The following is a 15,952-nucleotide window of genomic DNA, read 5'->3' as shown; positions in this document are numbered from 1 at the left end:
TCCTGCTCAGCCTGCAGGCAATGCCTGTCGCGCAATACAACATGTCGGCTATTTTTACTCGACGCCGGCACTGCTGGCACCATTGCTGGCGACCTGGCCCGACTTCTGTTTTTTATAAGCCAGTGCGGCCGCAGGGACCGGTGCCGCTTTACCGGTCTCGATCCAGCTACGCAGACGGTTAGCGTCGGCGAAGTGGGTATATTTGCCAAAGGCATCCAGTACCACCAGCGCCACCGGACGATTATTAATCATGGTACGCATCACCAGGCAGTGGCCTGCCTCATCCGTGTAACCGGTTTTGGTCAGCTGAATATGCCAGTCATTTTTATAGACCAGATGGTTGGTGTTGCGGAACGGCAGCGCATAGCTCGGATGAGCAAAAACCGCCGTCTCTTCTTTCGTGGTGCTAAGCGCGCCCAGCTCCGGATATTCCCGTGTGGCTTTGAGCAACTTAACCAGGTCCTGTGCACTTGAGACGTTTTGCGTCGACAAACCGGTCGGCTCGACATAGCGGGTCTGTTTCATGCCCAGCGATCGCGCTTTCGCGTTCATTGCCCGGATAAAGGCGTTATAACCGCCCGGATAGGCGTGCGCGAGACTGGCAGCAGCACGGTTTTCCGAGGACATCAGTGCCAGCAGCATCATATTACGGCGGCTGATCTGACTGTTGAGCTTAACGCGTGAGAAGACACCACGCATTTCCGGCGTCTGGCTGATATCGACAGGTATCATCTCGTTCATCGGCTGATGCGCATCCAGCACGACCATCGCCGTCATCAGCTTGGTGATCGACGCGATAGGCCTGACCCGATCCGGATGGCTGGAAAAGAGCACTTTATTGGTGGTGAGGTCGACAATCATCGCACTGCCAGAGGCGATCTGCGGCTGAGCGATAGGCGCAAGTTGCGACAGTGTGGTAGTCGCCTGCGCCGGAAGTGAAACAATCTGCCCTGAAACGAGCAGCGCCAGCGAAAGCAGAGTAAAACGAATTTTTGCAGGCATCGTAGAAAAAAACCCGGTTATGAAGATGTACTGTGTCAGACCGACACAGGCCGCCCGCCTCAGTAAAATCGCAGCGCGGGCTGGCAGCGGTATCATACCCGTAAGGTTAAGAAATTTCCTGGTGAGATTGTTTCCGGGCGTAAAAAGAGAACTGCCGCCAGAGCGGCGGCAGAGGTCTATCAGAAAAGATGCGGTCCATATCCCCACAGCACGACAGTTAATGCCAGTAACACTTCAAATACCAGCACGCCGATGGCCAGCGTTGAGCCGGAAAAGCGCAGGCTCTCTTCGCGGTCGATATTCAGAAACAGGGGGATGCCGATATAGAGCAGATAGCCGGTGTAAAGCAGCGCCAGCGCACCTGCCAGCACACAGAGCCAGACCAGCGGATAGAGTGCGACAAGTCCGCTCAGGAACAGCGGCGTAGCGACGTAACCGGCAAAGACCGTACAGCGCTGAACGCCGGGACGCTGAGGGTAATCCCGCGCCATCCAGTGAATCACGCGTCCCATTACCGCCACGCCACCCAGAATAATCAGATAGAACAGAATGCCCAGCCCGATCCCGGTCGCCAGATTAAGTTGCACATATTGCCCGTCGCCCAGATTCCAGCCCAGCTGAGTTGTTCCGATAAAGGCGCAGATCACCGGGATCGCCGCCATCAGCAGAACATGATGGGTGTAATGGTGCGATACGCTTTCATTCTCTTGCTTGATATGACGCATTTCCTGGTTCGGATGCGCCAGAAGTCCCCAGACATGGTTCATACAGTCACTCCTCTGATGCGATGGGCCGCCCGGTGATGCATGCGTCTTTGGGGGCAGCGTCTTCTCAAGTATAAACGGCAGTAAAACTTTCGTGGTGACCGGACAAAAAAACAGCGTAAATAAACCCCTCCATCGTGCACGGGCGGAAGGGAGGCCAAATCGCGTATAGACTGAAAGAAACCATCACCCAATGCACAGGGAGAGTCATTTTGCATCTGGATATCAACGCATTAATTACACAGTACGGCTATCTGGCACTTTTTATTGGCTGTATTGCCGAAGGGGAAACATTTACATTGCTGGGCGGCGTTGCCGCGCATGAGGGGTTGCTGCATTACGTCGGAGTGGTGCTGGCCGCGATGGGTGGCGGCATTGTCGGCGATCAGTTGCTCTACTGGGTAGGCCGCCGCTGGGGCACGCGCATCCTGCGCCGCTTTAAAAAGCATCAGGATAAAGTGGTCAAGGCGAACCGACTGATTAAACGCCGTCCCAGCCTGTTTGTAATTGGCGTGCGTTTTATGTATGGCTTCCGACTGATTGGCCCGATTATTATCGGTGCCAGCCGCCTTAATCCAATGAAATTTTTCATTCTTAACGTTATCGGAGCGGCCATCTGGGCCGTGATTTTCGTGACCCTCGGCTATTTCGCGGGCGGCATCATCGCGCCGTGGCTGCACAAACTCGATCAGCATCTGAAGCATCTGCTGTGGCTGGTGGGCGCGGTCATCTTTGCCTTTGTGCTGCGCTGGTTCATCCGCCGCTGGCATAACCGTCGGGCCGATCAGGAATAAATGAAATAAACAACGCCGTTGCCAGCAGGCGTCACTGGCAGTGAACGTCAGCAGGGTCGCCAGACACGCATCAGCGCCCGGGCACCCTGCTGACCACGTCGTCAGTTTCACCTTCCCTGTTCTACGCGCTTTCCCTTCCCTGCCTTATTCAACCTTACGTTAACCATCTGTGCCCAACCGAAGCCGCATCGAATAGCTCAGCTATAGTTAGCAGGGACACTGACAGGGAGATGAGAATGAGTAAGGTAAAACGTAAGATTGAAGACCACGGTGTCATTGGCGATTTGCGCACCTGTGCGCTGATCGCCAATGACGGCACCATTGATTATCTTTGCTGGCCTGAACTCGACAGCCCGTCGGTCTTTGCCGCCCTGCTCGATAGCGATGACGCCGGACTTTTCTCTCTGGCTCCTGACTGGCCCAATGCACGACGTCAGCAACTCTACCTGCCCGACACCAACATCCTGCAGACCCGCTGGCTGGATGATGAAGGCGTGGCAGAAATCACCGACTACATGCCGATTTGTGATGACAGGGATAAGATGCCGCGCCTGATCCGTCGGCTCAAAATGGTCCGCGGCAGTGCAACCTTTCAGATGCGCTGTTCGCCCCGCCACGACTATGCCCGGGCGCAGACCCGTGCAGAAGCGCATAATGGCTGTATCGACTTTCATGCTGAGGGCCAGCCGTCGCTGCGCCTTGCAGCCTCGGTGGTGATGACGCTGGAGGATGAGAGTGCGACTGCCCACTTCACGTTACAGCCCGGCGAATATGCGCAGTTCGAATTTGGCAGCGTGGATGATGCGCATATCGAAGCGCTGGCCACTGAACACTGCTTTGAAGAGACACTGAATTACTGGCGACACTGGAGCAGCCACAGCACCTATCAGGGACGCTGGCGTGAAATGGTGCAGCGTTCGGCGCTGGTCCTGAAGCTCCTGACTTCGTATCAGCACGGCTCCATTGCGGCGGCGGCAACGTTTGGTCTGCCTGAAGAACTGGGTGGCGAACGCAACTGGGACTATCGCGCCTCCTGGATCCGCGACGCGTCCTTCAGCATGTATGCGCTGATGCGGCTGGGTTATATCGATGAAGCTAAACACTTTACTCACTGGGTGGGTCGCTGCGTTGAAAACAGCCATCATGATGAGATGCGCCTGCAGGTGATGTACCGTCTCGACAGCGGCACTGAGTTGCATGAGATGGAATTACTGAATCTCTCCGGCTATGCCGACTCCCGACCGGTGCGCATCGGCAATGATGCCTGGCAGCAGACGCAACTCGATATCTATGGCGAACTGATGGATGCGGTCTATCTGGCCAACAAATATGGCGAGGCGATCTCTCAGCGCGGCTGGCAACATGTGGTCAAAATGATCGACTGGCTAAGCGAGAACTGGGATCAGCCCGATGCCGGTATCTGGGAGATGCGCGGCGAACCGGAGCATTTCCTGCATTCACGTCTGATGTGCTGGGTAGCGATGGATCGTGCGCTGCGTCTCGGCATGAAGCGATCCCTGCCGATGCCTTACGAGCGCTGGGATCGGGCACGCCGTGAGATCCGCGAAGATATCTGGGCGAACTTCTGGAACAGCGAACGCGGTCACTTCTCTTCGACCCGGCATGGCGAATACCTTGACGCCTCCATGCTGCTGATGCCGCTGGTACGCTTTGTTGGTGCCACCGATCCGGACTGGATTGCCACACTGGATGCGATCAAAGCCAACCTGGTGAGTGATGGTATGGTGCGGCGTTACAATACGCATGAGACGCCCGCCGACGGTCTTAAAGGATCGGAAGGCTCGTTTGGCGCCTGCTCCTTCTGGTATGTCGAATGTCTGGCACGCGCAGGGCGGATTCAGGAGGCGCATTTTGAATTCGAGAAGTTGCTGAGCTACGCCAATCCGCTGGGCCTTTATGCCGAGGAGTTTGACAGTCACGGCCATGCGCTGGGGAATACACCGCAGGCGCTGACTCATCTGGCGTTGATCAGTGCCGCCTTTTTCCTGAACCGCAAACTCAGTGGCGAACAGACGCAGTGGCAACCTTAATCGGTGGTAACCCCGGAAAGCCCCATTTTTACCCTCCTGATTCACGGAAATGCGCTAACATCCGCGCTGAAATTACGTAAAGTATTGCAGGGAGGTTAAAATCCCGATTCACAACGTCAGTTTAATGAACATATAATGCGCAGCAGGTCACATTGGCCAGCATGAATTCGACACACTGAACAGCCTGAAATATGGCGATAAAGAATTGTAAAATATGAAAATCATTCGCGCTTTCGCTTCAATCGCACTGGCTCTGGCGGCGTTCAGCCAGTCAGCCTTTGCTGTGGTTTACCCGTTGCCGCCGGCCAACAGCCGTCTGATCGGGGAAAATATCGAAATTACTGTTCCTGAAGACAGCAAACTGCCGCTGGAAGCTTTTGCGGCACAGTACCAGATGGGCCTCAGCAATATGCTGGAAGCCAATCCGGGCGTTGACGTTTATCTGCCAAAGGCTGGCAGCAAAATGATCATCCCACAGCAGCTGATCCTGCCTGACGCACCGCGTGAAGGCATTGTGATTAACAGCGCGGAGATGCGTCTTTACTACTACCCGAAGGGCAGCAAAACCGTCGTGGTTCTGCCAATTGGTATCGGTGAACTGGGTAAAGATACGCCGATCAGCTGGACTACCGCGGTAGAACGTAAGAAAGATGGCCCGACCTGGACGCCAACCAAAGGTATGCATGCGGACTACGCGGCTCGCGGCGAAACGCTGCCAGCGGTGTTCCCGGCAGGCCCGGATAACCCAATGGGCCTTTACGCGCTTTACATTGGTCGTCTCTATGCGATTCACGGCACCAACGCCAACTTCGGCATCGGCCTGCGCGTGAGCCATGGCTGTGTGCGTCTGCGTGCTGACGATATCAAATGGCTGTATCAGAATGTGCCGGTTGGCACACGCGTACAGTTCGTTGATCAGCCCGTGAAAGCGACTGTAGAGCCGGACGGTTCACGTTATGTGGAAGTGCATAACCCACTGTCGACCACTGAAGAGCAGTTCAACTCACGTGAGCTGGTGCCGATTACCCTGACTCAGGCCGTGAGCAAAATTGTGGTTGATGCCAGCGTGAATCAGGATCAGGTTAATGCCGCGATTCAGAGCCGTACCGGTATGCCAGTAAAAGTGAATGGTGTGGAAAACAATGTCCAGACTGCGCCGATTCCGGTACCCGAAAATTCACAGGCTGCTCCTCAGGAAGAGCCAATGACGCCGGTAACGCCACAGGGTGCAAGCAGCGATGCTACTCAGCCACAGCAGCCAGCCACTGAGCCAGCTGCACCTGCTGCACCTGCTGCGCCGGTAACACCTGCAGCGCCAGCAGCAGCGGCAAATACCAGCTCGTAACTGTCACTCTGCCCTCAGAAGCCAGCGCCTGTCGCTGGCTTTTTTATTGCCTGCATAAAGGCAAATTGACGAATATTTCTCCTCTCCTTCCCCACGTGACCATCATTAATCTGTCATATAAAGCGCGTATCACACTCCGTTAACCCGATGCATATCAGCATCCGGCATCAGCCATATGAGGTACACCATGAGCGAAAACAGTCTCTCCTCCTCATCAGCCCAGGGACGGCCCGATTTCAACGGCAAGGGCAGTCGCTTCAGCAAGCCGCTATTTTTTATTCTGCTGGTCGCCGGACTGGCCTTCGCCGGACTCAACCTGGTCAATGACGTCGAACAGACCAATATGCCGGTCACCAGCTATCTGCCGTTCTTTCTGCTGGGACTGGCGTTGCTGATTGCGCTCGGCTTTGAGTTCGTCAACGGTTTCCACGATACCGCCAATGCAGTTGCTACAGTGATTTACACACACTCGCTCACGCCCGGCGTCGCGGTGGTCTGGTCCGGTTTCTGTAACTTTATGGGCGTGCTGCTCTCCAGCGGCGTGGTTGCATTTGGCATTATCTCGCTGCTGCCGGTCGAGCTGATCCTGCAGGCCAGCAGCGGCAACGGCTTCGCCATGGTCTATGCGTTGCTTTTCTCCGCCATTATCTGGAATCTCGGCACCTGGTATTTCGGCCTGCCGTCGTCGTCGTCGCATACCCTGATTGGCTCGATTATTGGCGTCGGGGTTGCCAACGCCATGCTGCACGGGCGCAGCGGTGTGAGCGGCGTAGACTGGGATCAGGCGCTGAAGGTGGGCTACGCTCTGCTACTGTCACCGGTGGTCGGCTTTGTCTGCGCCGGGCTGTTGCTCTGGGTAATGAAGATCTTTATCCGCAATCGGCAGCTTTATCAGGCGCCAAAAAGCGATCAACCACCACCGGTCTGGATTCGTGGCCTGCTAATCCTGACCTGTACCGGCGTCTCATTTGCGCACGGCTCCAACGATGGGCAGAAAGGGATGGGGCTGATTATGCTGATCCTGGTCGGTACCATGCCGATCGCCTACGCCCTCAACCGATCGCTGCCTGCCGATCAGATCCCACGCGTAGCCGCGCTGACTGAAGTGACCGCGCATCAGCTGTTGCAGCTGCAACCGGCGACGGCGAACCCGCCGGCGGCCCGCGACGTGCTGACCGGCTTTGTCGGCAGTAACCAGATGAATGCCGATGTGTTGCCGGCGCTGGCGAGGACGCTGAACGAGGTAGGCGATCAGATTCGCCGTTACGGCTCCATGGACAATATTCCTGCTCAGGCGGTGACCAACACCCGCAACCAGATGTATCTGGCCTCAGAGTCGATTAAGCATCTGCAAAACACGAAAGTTGCAATGCCACAGGAGACGGAACGCAACCTTAAGGCGGTGAAAGCGGAACTCGACAGCGCCACCCGCTTTATCCCGATGTGGGTGAAAGTGGTGGTGGCGATTGCGCTGGGTCTTGGCACCATGGTGGGCTGGCGCAGAATTGTGGTGACAGTGGGAGAACGAATTGGGAAAACGCACCTGAGCTATGCGCAGGGTGCCAGCGCCGAACTGGTGGCGATGATGACGATAGGCGCAGCGGATGGCTTTGGCCTGCCGGTGTCGACTACACATGTGCTGTCGTCTGGCGTGGCAGGCACCATGGCGGCCAACCGCTCAGGTCTGCAGTTTTCAACCTTGCGTAATCTGGCTGTCGCCTGGATATTAACACTGCCGGTTTCTATTCTGCTTTCCGCCCTGCTCTACTGGCTGTTTACCCATTTCTGATGCATCTCTGGCTCACCACCAGTCAGGGGGTGAGCCAATGCTGACCATAATCAGGCGCTGAGCCGTTGTTGCCCATAGAGCCGCAGCGTAATCAGTAATGCGCCCAGCACCATCATCGCAGCAGCCAGATAAACCGACTGCATTCCCCAGTGTCCGATAAACAGTCCCGCCACCGGGCCGGTTAAACCCAGCCCAAGATCGAGGAAAGCGGAATAGGTTCCCAGCGCCGAGCCCTGATCCTGACGCTCAACCCTTTTTACCGCCTCAACACCCAGCGCCGGAAAGACCAGCGAAAAACCGCTGCCGGTCAGGAATGCGCCCACGCCCACCAGCCAGGCGCTATCCGCCTGCCAGATAATCAGCAGTCCCAGACACTCCAGCAGAAAAGAGAATAGCGACACACGCAATCCACCAAAGCGGGTAATAAAGCGACCAAACCCCAGCCGCACCAGCACAAAACCCAGGCTGAACAGCGTTAGCGCATAGGCTGCGCCCTGCCAGTCACGACTGGCAAAATAGAGGGTAATAAAGGTCGCGATGACGCCAAAACCGATCGTGCCGAAGCCTAGCGCCAGACCATAAAGCCAGACGCGGGAGAAGACGCGGTGAAACGGAATGCGCTCGCCGACGCTGACGGTGACCGACGGTTTGCGGCTGGCCATCAGATAACCGGCGACGCCCATCAGCGCAATCAGTCCGGCAAATCCACTCATGCCAAATTGATTGTTGAGCAGCACGCCCAGCGGTGCACCCACAGCCATCGCCAGATACGTGGCGACACCGTTCCAGGAGATGACGCGCGCGGTCTGCAACGGCCCGACGATATTCATGCCCCACAGCGTAGAGCCCGTGCTGCTGAAGCTTTCGCCTACCCCGAGAAACAGTCGCCCGATAGCCAGCAGCGCCAGACTCAGCCACGGCCAGCTGCTCAGCATTGCGGCCACGATAGTCAGCACCCCGCTCATGCCGCAGCAGAGCAGTCCCAGCATCACCACCCGTTTTGGCCCCAGCCGATCGGCCAGACGGCCCGACTGCGGACGACTGAGCAGCGTCGCAAAATATTGAATGCTGATAATCAGTCCGGCAATAAAGGAGCTGAAGCCAAGATGATTTTTGACAAAGCCCGGCAGTACGGCCAGCGGCAGTCCGACGGAGAGATAACAGAAGAAAGTGAAGATAATAACGGAGAGGATTCGTTTGTTGAGCTGGCTGTTGCTCAGTACAGCGGTGTCAGACATAGCAGGCTAGTGGTATAGGAAATTTTGCCCACTATACCGTCAGGTCGCGAAGGGGTCGCCTGATTTTTTATCACAAACCGTGAACAATCGCGTGACGATCGATTGCCTGCGCAATATCGCCGGAGTTTTTTAACGCGCGGATTTCACTGAATAAGCCATCGGCTTCGCCATAGGCTTTGCGCAGATAACCCAGCCACTGTTTGATACGCGCCACGTGATAGAGGCCGGTATCGCCCTGCTTCTCCAGCCGGCTGTACTTCTGCAGTAACCGCACCACATCCGTCCAGGACATCGGTGGTTCGTTGTATTTCACCACCCGGCTCAGGTTGGGGATGTTCAGTGCACCACGGCCAATCATTACCGCACTGCAGCCCGTCACTGCCATACAATTTTGCGCGCTTTGCCAGTCCCAGATCTCGCCGTTGGCAATCACCGGAATGCGCAGCCGCTGACGAATCTCGCCAATTGCCTGCCAGTTGATCGCCTCTGCGCGATAGCCTTCTTCTTTGGTCCGCCCATGCACCGTCAGCTCGCTGGCTCCCGCCTGCTGAACCGCATCGGCAATCTCCAGACTGTGGGCACTGGAATCCCAGCCGAGCCGCACTTTTACCGTTACCGGTAAATCCGCAGGGACGGCTTCACGCATCGCTTTCGCGCCGCGATAAATCAGATCGGGATCTTTAAGAAGGGTCGCGCCGCCTCCGCTGCCGTTGACCAGTTTAGAGGGACAACCACAGTTGAGATCAACACCCCAGGAACCCAGCTCCACCGCGCGTGCGGCGTTCTCGGCTAACCATTCGGGATGCTGCCCCAGCAGCTGCATACGCACCCGCGTGCCTGAAGGCGTGCGGCTGGCGTTATGCAGTTCGGGGCAGAAACGGTAGAAAGATTTTACCGGCAGCAGTTGATCGACCACGCGCAAAAACTCAGTGATGCAGAGATCGTAGTCGTTCACTTCCGATAACAGCTGGCGCACCAGTGAATCCAGCACGCCCTCCATCGGCGCCAGTAAAACCCTCATACTCAGACGTTACCGGTACGCTTCGCGGCTGCCGGACGACGTGGACGCGACGCGGGCTTATCGCCCTGAGGCGCGGCCTGGCTCTGACGACGCGCCTGAGGACGCTTGTCGCCGGATGAAGATGAACGCGATGCGCCTGCACCCTGTCCGCCCTGACCACGACCCCGGCCGCCGCCACCTGCACCGCCGCGAGACTGCTGCTGACGACCATTAATGATCGGCTCCGCTTTGATGCTCGGATCGGGTTCATAACCTTCAACGGCCAGACGCGGGATTTCACGCTTCAGCAGACGCTCAATATCACGCAGCAGTTTATGCTCATCGACGCAGACCAGCGACAGCGCGACACCCGTCGCGGCTGCACGACCTGTACGGCCAATACGGTGAACATAATCTTCGGCGACGTTAGGCAGCTCGTAGTTCACGACGTGTGGCAGCTCTTCAATATCCAGGCCACGGGCCGCGATATCGGTCGCAACCAGCACGCGAATACCGCCTGACTTAAAGTCGGCCAGCGCACGGGTACGTGCACCCTGGCTCTTGTTGCCATGAATGGCTGCAGCACTGATGCCATCTTTGCCCAGTTGCTCGGCAAGGTGGTTCGCACCGTGTTTGGTACGGGTGAAGACCAGCACCTGCTGCCAGTTACCTTCGCCAATCAGCTGCGACAACAGTTCACGCTTGCGCTTCTTATCAACGAAAGCCACCTGCTGCGCAACCTGCTCAGAGGCGGTGTTGCGGCGAGCCACTTCAATCATTTCCGGATTGGTCAGCAGTTTCTCAGCCAGACCTTTGATCTCATCAGAGAAGGTGGCAGAGAACAGCAGGTTCTGACGTTTCGCCGGCAGGCGCGCCAGCACACGACGGATATCATGGATAAAGCCCATATCCAGCATGCGGTCCGCTTCATCCAGCACCAGAACTTCGACCTGTGACAGGTCAACGGCATTCTGTTGCGCCAGGTCCAGCAGGCGGCCTGGTGTTGCGACCAGAATATCAACGCCGCCACGCAGCTTGACCATCTGGGGATTGATGCTGACACCACCAAACACCACCATCGAACGCAGCGAAAGATACTTGCTGTAGTCGCTGACGTTTTCACCGACCTGCGCCGCGAGTTCACGGGTTGGGGTCAGGATCAGGGCGCGCACCGGGCGACGACCGCGGATTGGCGTGGCAGTGGCAGAGAGTTTCTGTAACAGCGGTAAAGTAAAGCCGGCCGTTTTGCCGGTGCCGGTCTGGGCACTCGCCAGCAGATCGCGGCCAGCCAGCACCACAGGAATTGCCTGGCGCTGGATAGGTGTAGGTTCGCTGTAGCCTTGTTCGGCGACCGCGCGCAAAATATCGGCACTCAGGCCGAGAGAGTCAAAAGACATTACGTGATTTACTCCGGTCCGCTCTGGCCGTGATTCACGGTGTAGTTTTCAGAGGGATAATGACGCCAGCTGGGGCTGACGCGTGAAAAGGGCACAAACTACGATGCGTAAGCGAGCGAGTGTATCAGCTTTATAGACAGTGTGCGAGATAGCTCACATTTACTGACACAACTTAACCGCCTGAAAACAGGAAGGCCACCTTCCGGTGGCCTTCAACTTAACTACGTTTGTTTTCGATTCGCCGCGGCGGCTCTTTCGCCAGCAGCGAGACCAGCGCCGGACCCAGCAACATCACTACGCCGAGACAGGCCAGCAGCAGGTTGTTGTGGTAAATTCGCGACACCAGGAACAGTGTCATCATGGCAGCGCCAAAGTAGTAAGTGGTGGTCGCTTCTTCAAGATAATCGCCGAGAGTACGTAAACGTGGGATGCGCTGTGTTACCAGCATGGCAACAAAAACCAGTGCATACATCGCCACCAGCGTACTGCAGACATCAACCAGAGCCTTGTGCTTCCAGCCCCAGATCAGCGCAGCGATCACCAGTAAATGCATAGCAATATGCAATAACGTTTGACCCGTGATGATTTGAATACGATTAGACCATTTCATTCAGTTCTCCTGGCAGACCCAACAGGTCGCCCAAGTGCTACCGGCAGAAGCCGGAAACGATTTCCTCAATGTAAAACAATTTTCGGATAACGCCCTAATTATTGCCCTCTTTCACCACCCATTTGTGACAAAGACTACACTTTGATTCTGATGATGATGAAAAGGAGTGCGTCGCGAGTATGCCACAAAACACGCAAGGATTTTCAATAAAAGTCCTGACGATCAATACACACAAGGGTTTCGCCCCGTTTAATCGCCGATTCATCCTGCCCGAATTACGCGACGCCGTTCGCGCAACAGAGGCGGATGTGGTCTTTCTCCAGGAGGTAATGGGCACGCATGCTATTCATGCCCTTAATCATGAGGCGTGGCCCGATTCTCCGCATTATGAGTTTCTGGCCGACACCATATGGAACGATTTCGCCTATGGGCGAAATGCGGTCTATCCGGAGGGACATCATGGCAATGCGGTGCTGTCACGCTTCCCGATCACCGAATATGAAAACCGGGATATCTCGGTGGCAGGCAGTGAAAATCGCGGCATGCTGCATTGCCAGATTGCCCTGCCTGAACCGCACGGCACGCTGCATGTCATCTGCGTACATCTGGGTCTGAAAGAGGCGCATCGTCACGCGCAGATGAAGAAAATATGTGAAATGGTTAACTCGCTGCCGCGCGACGCACCGGTCGTCGTGGCGGGTGATTTCAACGACTGGCAGCGACGCGCTAACTCAATTTTAAAACAGGGTGCGGGTTTGAAAGAGGTATTCAGCATGAAAACCGGACGCCCGGCGCGGACCTTTCCGGCACGCTTCCCGATCCTGCGACTTGACCGCATCTATGTGCGCAACGCCACGGTCAGTCATCCGTGGGCGCTGCCACGTAAACCCTGGTCACATCTGTCGGACCATGCACCGCTGGCCGTGGAGATCCACCTATGAATTTTAGCTGGCAGGAAGGCAACCGGCTGCTGTTGCTGGAAAATGGCGAAGCGTTTTTCCCGCGCGTCTTTGGCGCGATTCAGCGGGCAGAACGCACGGTATTAATTGAAACCTTTATTCTGTTTGAGGATGAGGTAGGCAACGCTCTGCACCGTGAGCTGCTGGCTGCGGCACAGCGCGGCGTGCGGGTTGAAGTGATGGTCGATGGTTATGGCTCCGCTGAACTCTCAGATAAATTTGTGAACAGCCTGACCAGCGCGGGCGTACGTTTCATCTATTACGATCCCCGTCCGCTGGTGATGGGGATGCGCACCAACGTATTTCGCCGTCTGCACCGCAAAACCGTGGTGGTGGATGATGTCGTCGCCTTTGTGGGCGGCATCAACTTTTCGGCTGAACACAACACCGATTATGGCCCGGAGGCAAAACAGGATTACTCAGTGCAGGTCAAAGGCCCGGTTGTGGCCGATATTGCCCGCTATCTGCAACAGGCGATTGGCAGCGAGCAACCTACCCGCCGCTGGTGGGGCTCGCGTTCTCATCGTCCGGCAGTGAACGCTACACCTGGCGATGCCCAGGTGCTCTATGTTTATCGCGATAACGACGAGCATCGCGACGACATCGAAGTGCATTATCTTGAGATGCTGCGCGAGGCGAAGCGGGATGTCATTATTGCCAACGCCTACTTCTTTCCTGGCTACCGGCTGCTGCGTGAGATGCGTAATGCCGCACAGCGTGGCGTCCGGGTACGCCTGATCGTTCAGGGCGAGCCAGATATGCCGATAGTAAAAGTGGGTGCGGAGCTGCTCTATAACTATCTGGTCGATGGCGGCGTCGAAGTGTATGAATATATTCGTCGTCCCCTGCACGGCAAGATTGCTGTAAAAGACGATCACTGGGCCACCGTCGGCTCCAGCAATCTCGATCCGCTCAGCCTCTCTTTAAACCTGGAAGCCAACCTGATCATTCACGATCATCCCTTTAATCAGACGCTGCGTGACAACCTCGAAGCGCTGCTGGCCAATGATTGCAAGCGCGTCCAGGAGGAGCACCTGCCACCGCGAAACTGGTGGCAACTGAGTAAAAGCGTGGTGGTGTTTCACTTCCTGCGCCATTTCCCGGCCATCGCGGGCTGGCTTCCGGCGCATACGCCCTTGCTGGCTCAGGTGAGTCCGCCGGTACAACCTGAAATGGAAACGCAGGATCGCGTTGAAGCTGATAATCCGGGAGCAAAATCCTGATGGCAAAAAAACATCCACGCTGGCAACTGGCGAAAAAAATCCTCACCGTACTGTTTTTCATCGCGGTGGTGGTTTTGCTGGTGGTTTATGCCCGCAAAGTGAACTGGGAAGATGTTTATAACGTCATCGTTAATTACAACCGTTTTGTGGTGCTGACCGCCGCCGGACTGGTGGTGCTGAGTTACCTGGTGTATGGCTGCTATGACCTGATTGGCCGCGCCTACTGCGGCCACAAACTGGCGAAGCGTCAGGTGATGCTGGTGTCGTTTATCTGTTATGCCTTTAACCTGACGCTGAGCACCTGGGTCGGCGGTGTGGCGATGCGCTACCGGCTTTACTCCAGACTCGGTCTCGATAGCGGCACCATCACCCGCATCTTCTCCCTGAGCATCGCGACCAACTGGCTGGGCTATATTCTGCTGGCGGGCGTGGTGTTCAGTGCCGGCATGGTCTCGATCCCCAGCGGCTGGTTTATCGGCGAGACCACACTGCGGTTAATTGGCGGGGTTCTGCTGGTACTGGTGGCGGTTTATCTCTGGGCCTGCGCTTTCTCAAAGCAGCGGCGCTGGACGGTAAAAGGCCAGACGCTGCAGCTGCCTTCGCTGCGCATGGCGCTGCTGCAGTTCGCAGTGTCCTGCGCCAACTGGATGGTGATGGGCGCGATTATCTGGCTGCTGCTGGGACGTGACACAGGCTATCCGATGGTGCTGGGCGTGCTGCTGATCAGCAGTATCGCGGGCGTAATCGTGCATATTCCGGCGGGTATTGGCGTGCTGGAAGCGGTTTTCCTGGCGCTGCTCAGCGGTCAGCACGTCTCGCATGGCACCATTATTGCGGGGCTGCTGGCGTATCGCGTGCTCTACTTTATCCTGCCGCTGCTGTTAGCGCTGGTGCTCTATCTGGGGCTGGAGAGTCGGGCGAAGCATCTGCGTCAGAAGAACGAACAGAAATTGCAGAAGTCGTAAAAAAAGGGAGGCGCAGATAATGCGCCTCCCTGCTAATGACTCACTGACTTAACGGCGGTTGCCGAAAATCCGCAGCAGCATCAGGAACAGGTTGATGAAGTCGAGATAGAGCGTCAGTGCACCCATAATCGAGTAGCGACGCAGGTTCTCCGTGTCGCGGGCATCGATCTGCTCACCAATATTTTTCAGCTTCTGCGTGTCATACGCCGTTAATCCCACGAACACCACCACGCCGATATAGGTAATCGCCCACATCAGCGCCGGGCTTTTCAGCCAGAAGTTCACCAGCGACGCCAGTACAATGCCAATCAGCGCCATAAACAGCAGGCTGCCAAAACGGCTCAGATCGCGTTTGGTGGTGTAGCCGTAGAAGCTCATTGCACCAAACATCCCCGCCGTAACAAAGAAGGTGCTGGCGATGGAGGAGTAGGTGTAAACCAGGAAGATACTCGCCATGGTCAAGCCGGTGAGGGCCGAATAGAGCATAAACAGTCCGGTAGCCACTGCCCCACTCAGGCGATGCACCATACCTGACAGGAAAAAGACCAGTGCCAGCTGCGCGATAATCAGCCCGAAGAAAGTGATGCGATTGGCAAACACCATCTCCATCACTGCAGGCGTGCGCGCAGCATACCAGGAGACAAACGCGGTCAGTAACAGACCACAGGTCATCCAGCCATAAACCTGCGCCATATAGGCTTGTAAACCGCGAGATGCGGATTGAACGATGGAATCATTTCTTGGATATCGGTCCATGATGCACCTCTTGTTAGACGGATGAACAGATGCGCTCCCAACCGGGAGACATGCCAGTG

General features: G+C 56.3%; 14 protein-coding genes. 7 read left to right on the top strand and 7 right to left on the bottom strand.

Translation table 11 applies throughout. From position 1 onward, the window contains the following. Positions 1-54: 54 nt before the first annotated feature. Both pbpG and Q7C21_RS08875 read right to left on the bottom strand, forming a co-directional pair. Positions 55-1,002 (bottom strand): D-alanyl-D-alanine endopeptidase, encoded by a 948-nt coding sequence (pbpG, locus tag Q7C21_RS08880; protein ID WP_003851808.1) that lies wholly within the window; start codon positions 1,000-1,002, stop codon positions 55-57. A 179-nt stretch (positions 1,003-1,181) separates the two neighbouring features. Next, positions 1,182-1,769 (bottom strand): Yip1 family protein, encoded by a 588-nt coding sequence (locus tag Q7C21_RS08875; RefSeq protein ID WP_008925064.1) that lies wholly within the window; start codon positions 1,767-1,769, stop codon positions 1,182-1,184. A 209-nt stretch (positions 1,770-1,978) separates the two neighbouring features. Between Q7C21_RS08875 and Q7C21_RS08870 the strand changes: the two genes are divergently transcribed. From Q7C21_RS08870 to Q7C21_RS08855, 4 genes are all read left to right on the top strand, one after another. After that, entirely contained in the window at positions 1,979-2,560 is a 582-nt protein-coding gene (locus Q7C21_RS08870) for a DedA family protein (RefSeq protein WP_003851812.1), read from the top strand. 236 nt (positions 2,561-2,796) lie between these two features. Then, positions 2,797-4,611, top strand: a complete 1,815-nt coding sequence (locus Q7C21_RS08865) for a glycoside hydrolase family 15 protein (RefSeq protein WP_003851815.1) — start codon at positions 2,797-2,799, stop codon at positions 4,609-4,611. Positions 4,612-4,825: 214 nt separating this feature from the next. Beyond that, the gene (locus Q7C21_RS08860; RefSeq protein WP_375150625.1) at positions 4,826-5,956 is read left to right on the top strand and encodes a L,D-transpeptidase family protein; all 1,131 of its coding nucleotides are present in this window, start codon (positions 4,826-4,828) and stop codon (positions 5,954-5,956) included. Positions 5,957-6,143: 187 nt separating this feature from the next. Next, positions 6,144-7,745 (top strand): inorganic phosphate transporter, encoded by a 1,602-nt coding sequence (locus tag Q7C21_RS08855; protein ID WP_003851818.1) that lies wholly within the window; start codon positions 6,144-6,146, stop codon positions 7,743-7,745. Positions 7,746-7,795: 50 nt separating this feature from the next. On the opposite strand, the gene Q7C21_RS08850 is transcribed toward Q7C21_RS08855, so the two are convergent. The 4 genes from Q7C21_RS08850 to Q7C21_RS08835 all read right to left on the bottom strand — a co-directional run bounded on the left by Q7C21_RS08850 (position 7,796) and on the right by Q7C21_RS08835 (position 11,990). Next, a complete protein-coding gene (locus Q7C21_RS08850; RefSeq protein ID WP_008925062.1) occupies positions 7,796-8,983 on the bottom strand; it encodes an MFS transporter in 1,188 nt (395 codons plus the stop codon). A gap of 70 nt (positions 8,984-9,053) precedes the next feature. After that, positions 9,054-10,004: a tRNA dihydrouridine(16) synthase DusC gene (gene dusC / locus Q7C21_RS08845; RefSeq protein WP_154925964.1), complete on the bottom strand. Its 951-nt coding sequence runs from the start codon at positions 10,002-10,004 to the stop codon at positions 9,054-9,056. A 2-nt stretch (positions 10,005-10,006) separates the two neighbouring features. Beyond that, positions 10,007-11,380, bottom strand: a complete 1,374-nt coding sequence (gene rhlE, locus Q7C21_RS08840) for an ATP-dependent RNA helicase RhlE (protein ID WP_003851827.1) — start codon at positions 11,378-11,380, stop codon at positions 10,007-10,009. A 217-nt stretch (positions 11,381-11,597) separates the two neighbouring features. After that, a complete protein-coding gene (locus Q7C21_RS08835) occupies positions 11,598-11,990 on the bottom strand; it encodes a YbhQ family protein (RefSeq protein WP_003851829.1) in 393 nt (130 codons plus the stop codon). 179 nt (positions 11,991-12,169) lie between these two features. Here Q7C21_RS08835 and Q7C21_RS08830 point away from each other — a divergent pair, with 179 nt between their 5' ends. From Q7C21_RS08830 to Q7C21_RS08820, 3 genes are read left to right on the top strand one after another with little or no spacing between them, the layout of a single operon-like run. Then, entirely contained in the window at positions 12,170-12,931 is a 762-nt protein-coding gene (locus Q7C21_RS08830; RefSeq protein ID WP_039659225.1) for an endonuclease/exonuclease/phosphatase family protein, read from the top strand. Continuing rightward, complete coding sequence (clsB, locus tag Q7C21_RS08825; RefSeq protein WP_003851832.1) at positions 12,928-14,172, top strand: cardiolipin synthase ClsB; 1,245 nt, start codon at positions 12,928-12,930, stop codon at positions 14,170-14,172. The genes Q7C21_RS08830 and clsB overlap by 4 nt, the downstream gene beginning before the upstream one ends. After that, complete coding sequence (locus tag Q7C21_RS08820) at positions 14,172-15,137, top strand: lysylphosphatidylglycerol synthase domain-containing protein (RefSeq protein ID WP_003851834.1); 966 nt, start codon at positions 14,172-14,174, stop codon at positions 15,135-15,137. Before clsB ends, Q7C21_RS08820 begins: the two co-directional genes overlap by 1 nt. Before the next feature lie 48 nt (positions 15,138-15,185). Here the strand turns inward: Q7C21_RS08820 and Q7C21_RS08815 are convergent, their stop codons facing one another. Continuing rightward, complete coding sequence (locus tag Q7C21_RS08815; protein ID WP_033762576.1) at positions 15,186-15,893, bottom strand: Bax inhibitor-1/YccA family protein; 708 nt, start codon at positions 15,891-15,893, stop codon at positions 15,186-15,188. Positions 15,894-15,952: the final 59 nt, after the last annotated feature.

Origin of the sequence: Pantoea sp. ANP04, from assembly GCF_041982285.1 — a bacterium.
Classification (GTDB): domain Bacteria; phylum Pseudomonadota; class Gammaproteobacteria; order Enterobacterales; family Enterobacteriaceae; genus Pantoea; species Pantoea eucalypti.
The sequence above is the reverse complement of the archived record's forward strand: the minus strand, read 5'-3'. Positions and strand labels throughout refer to the sequence as shown.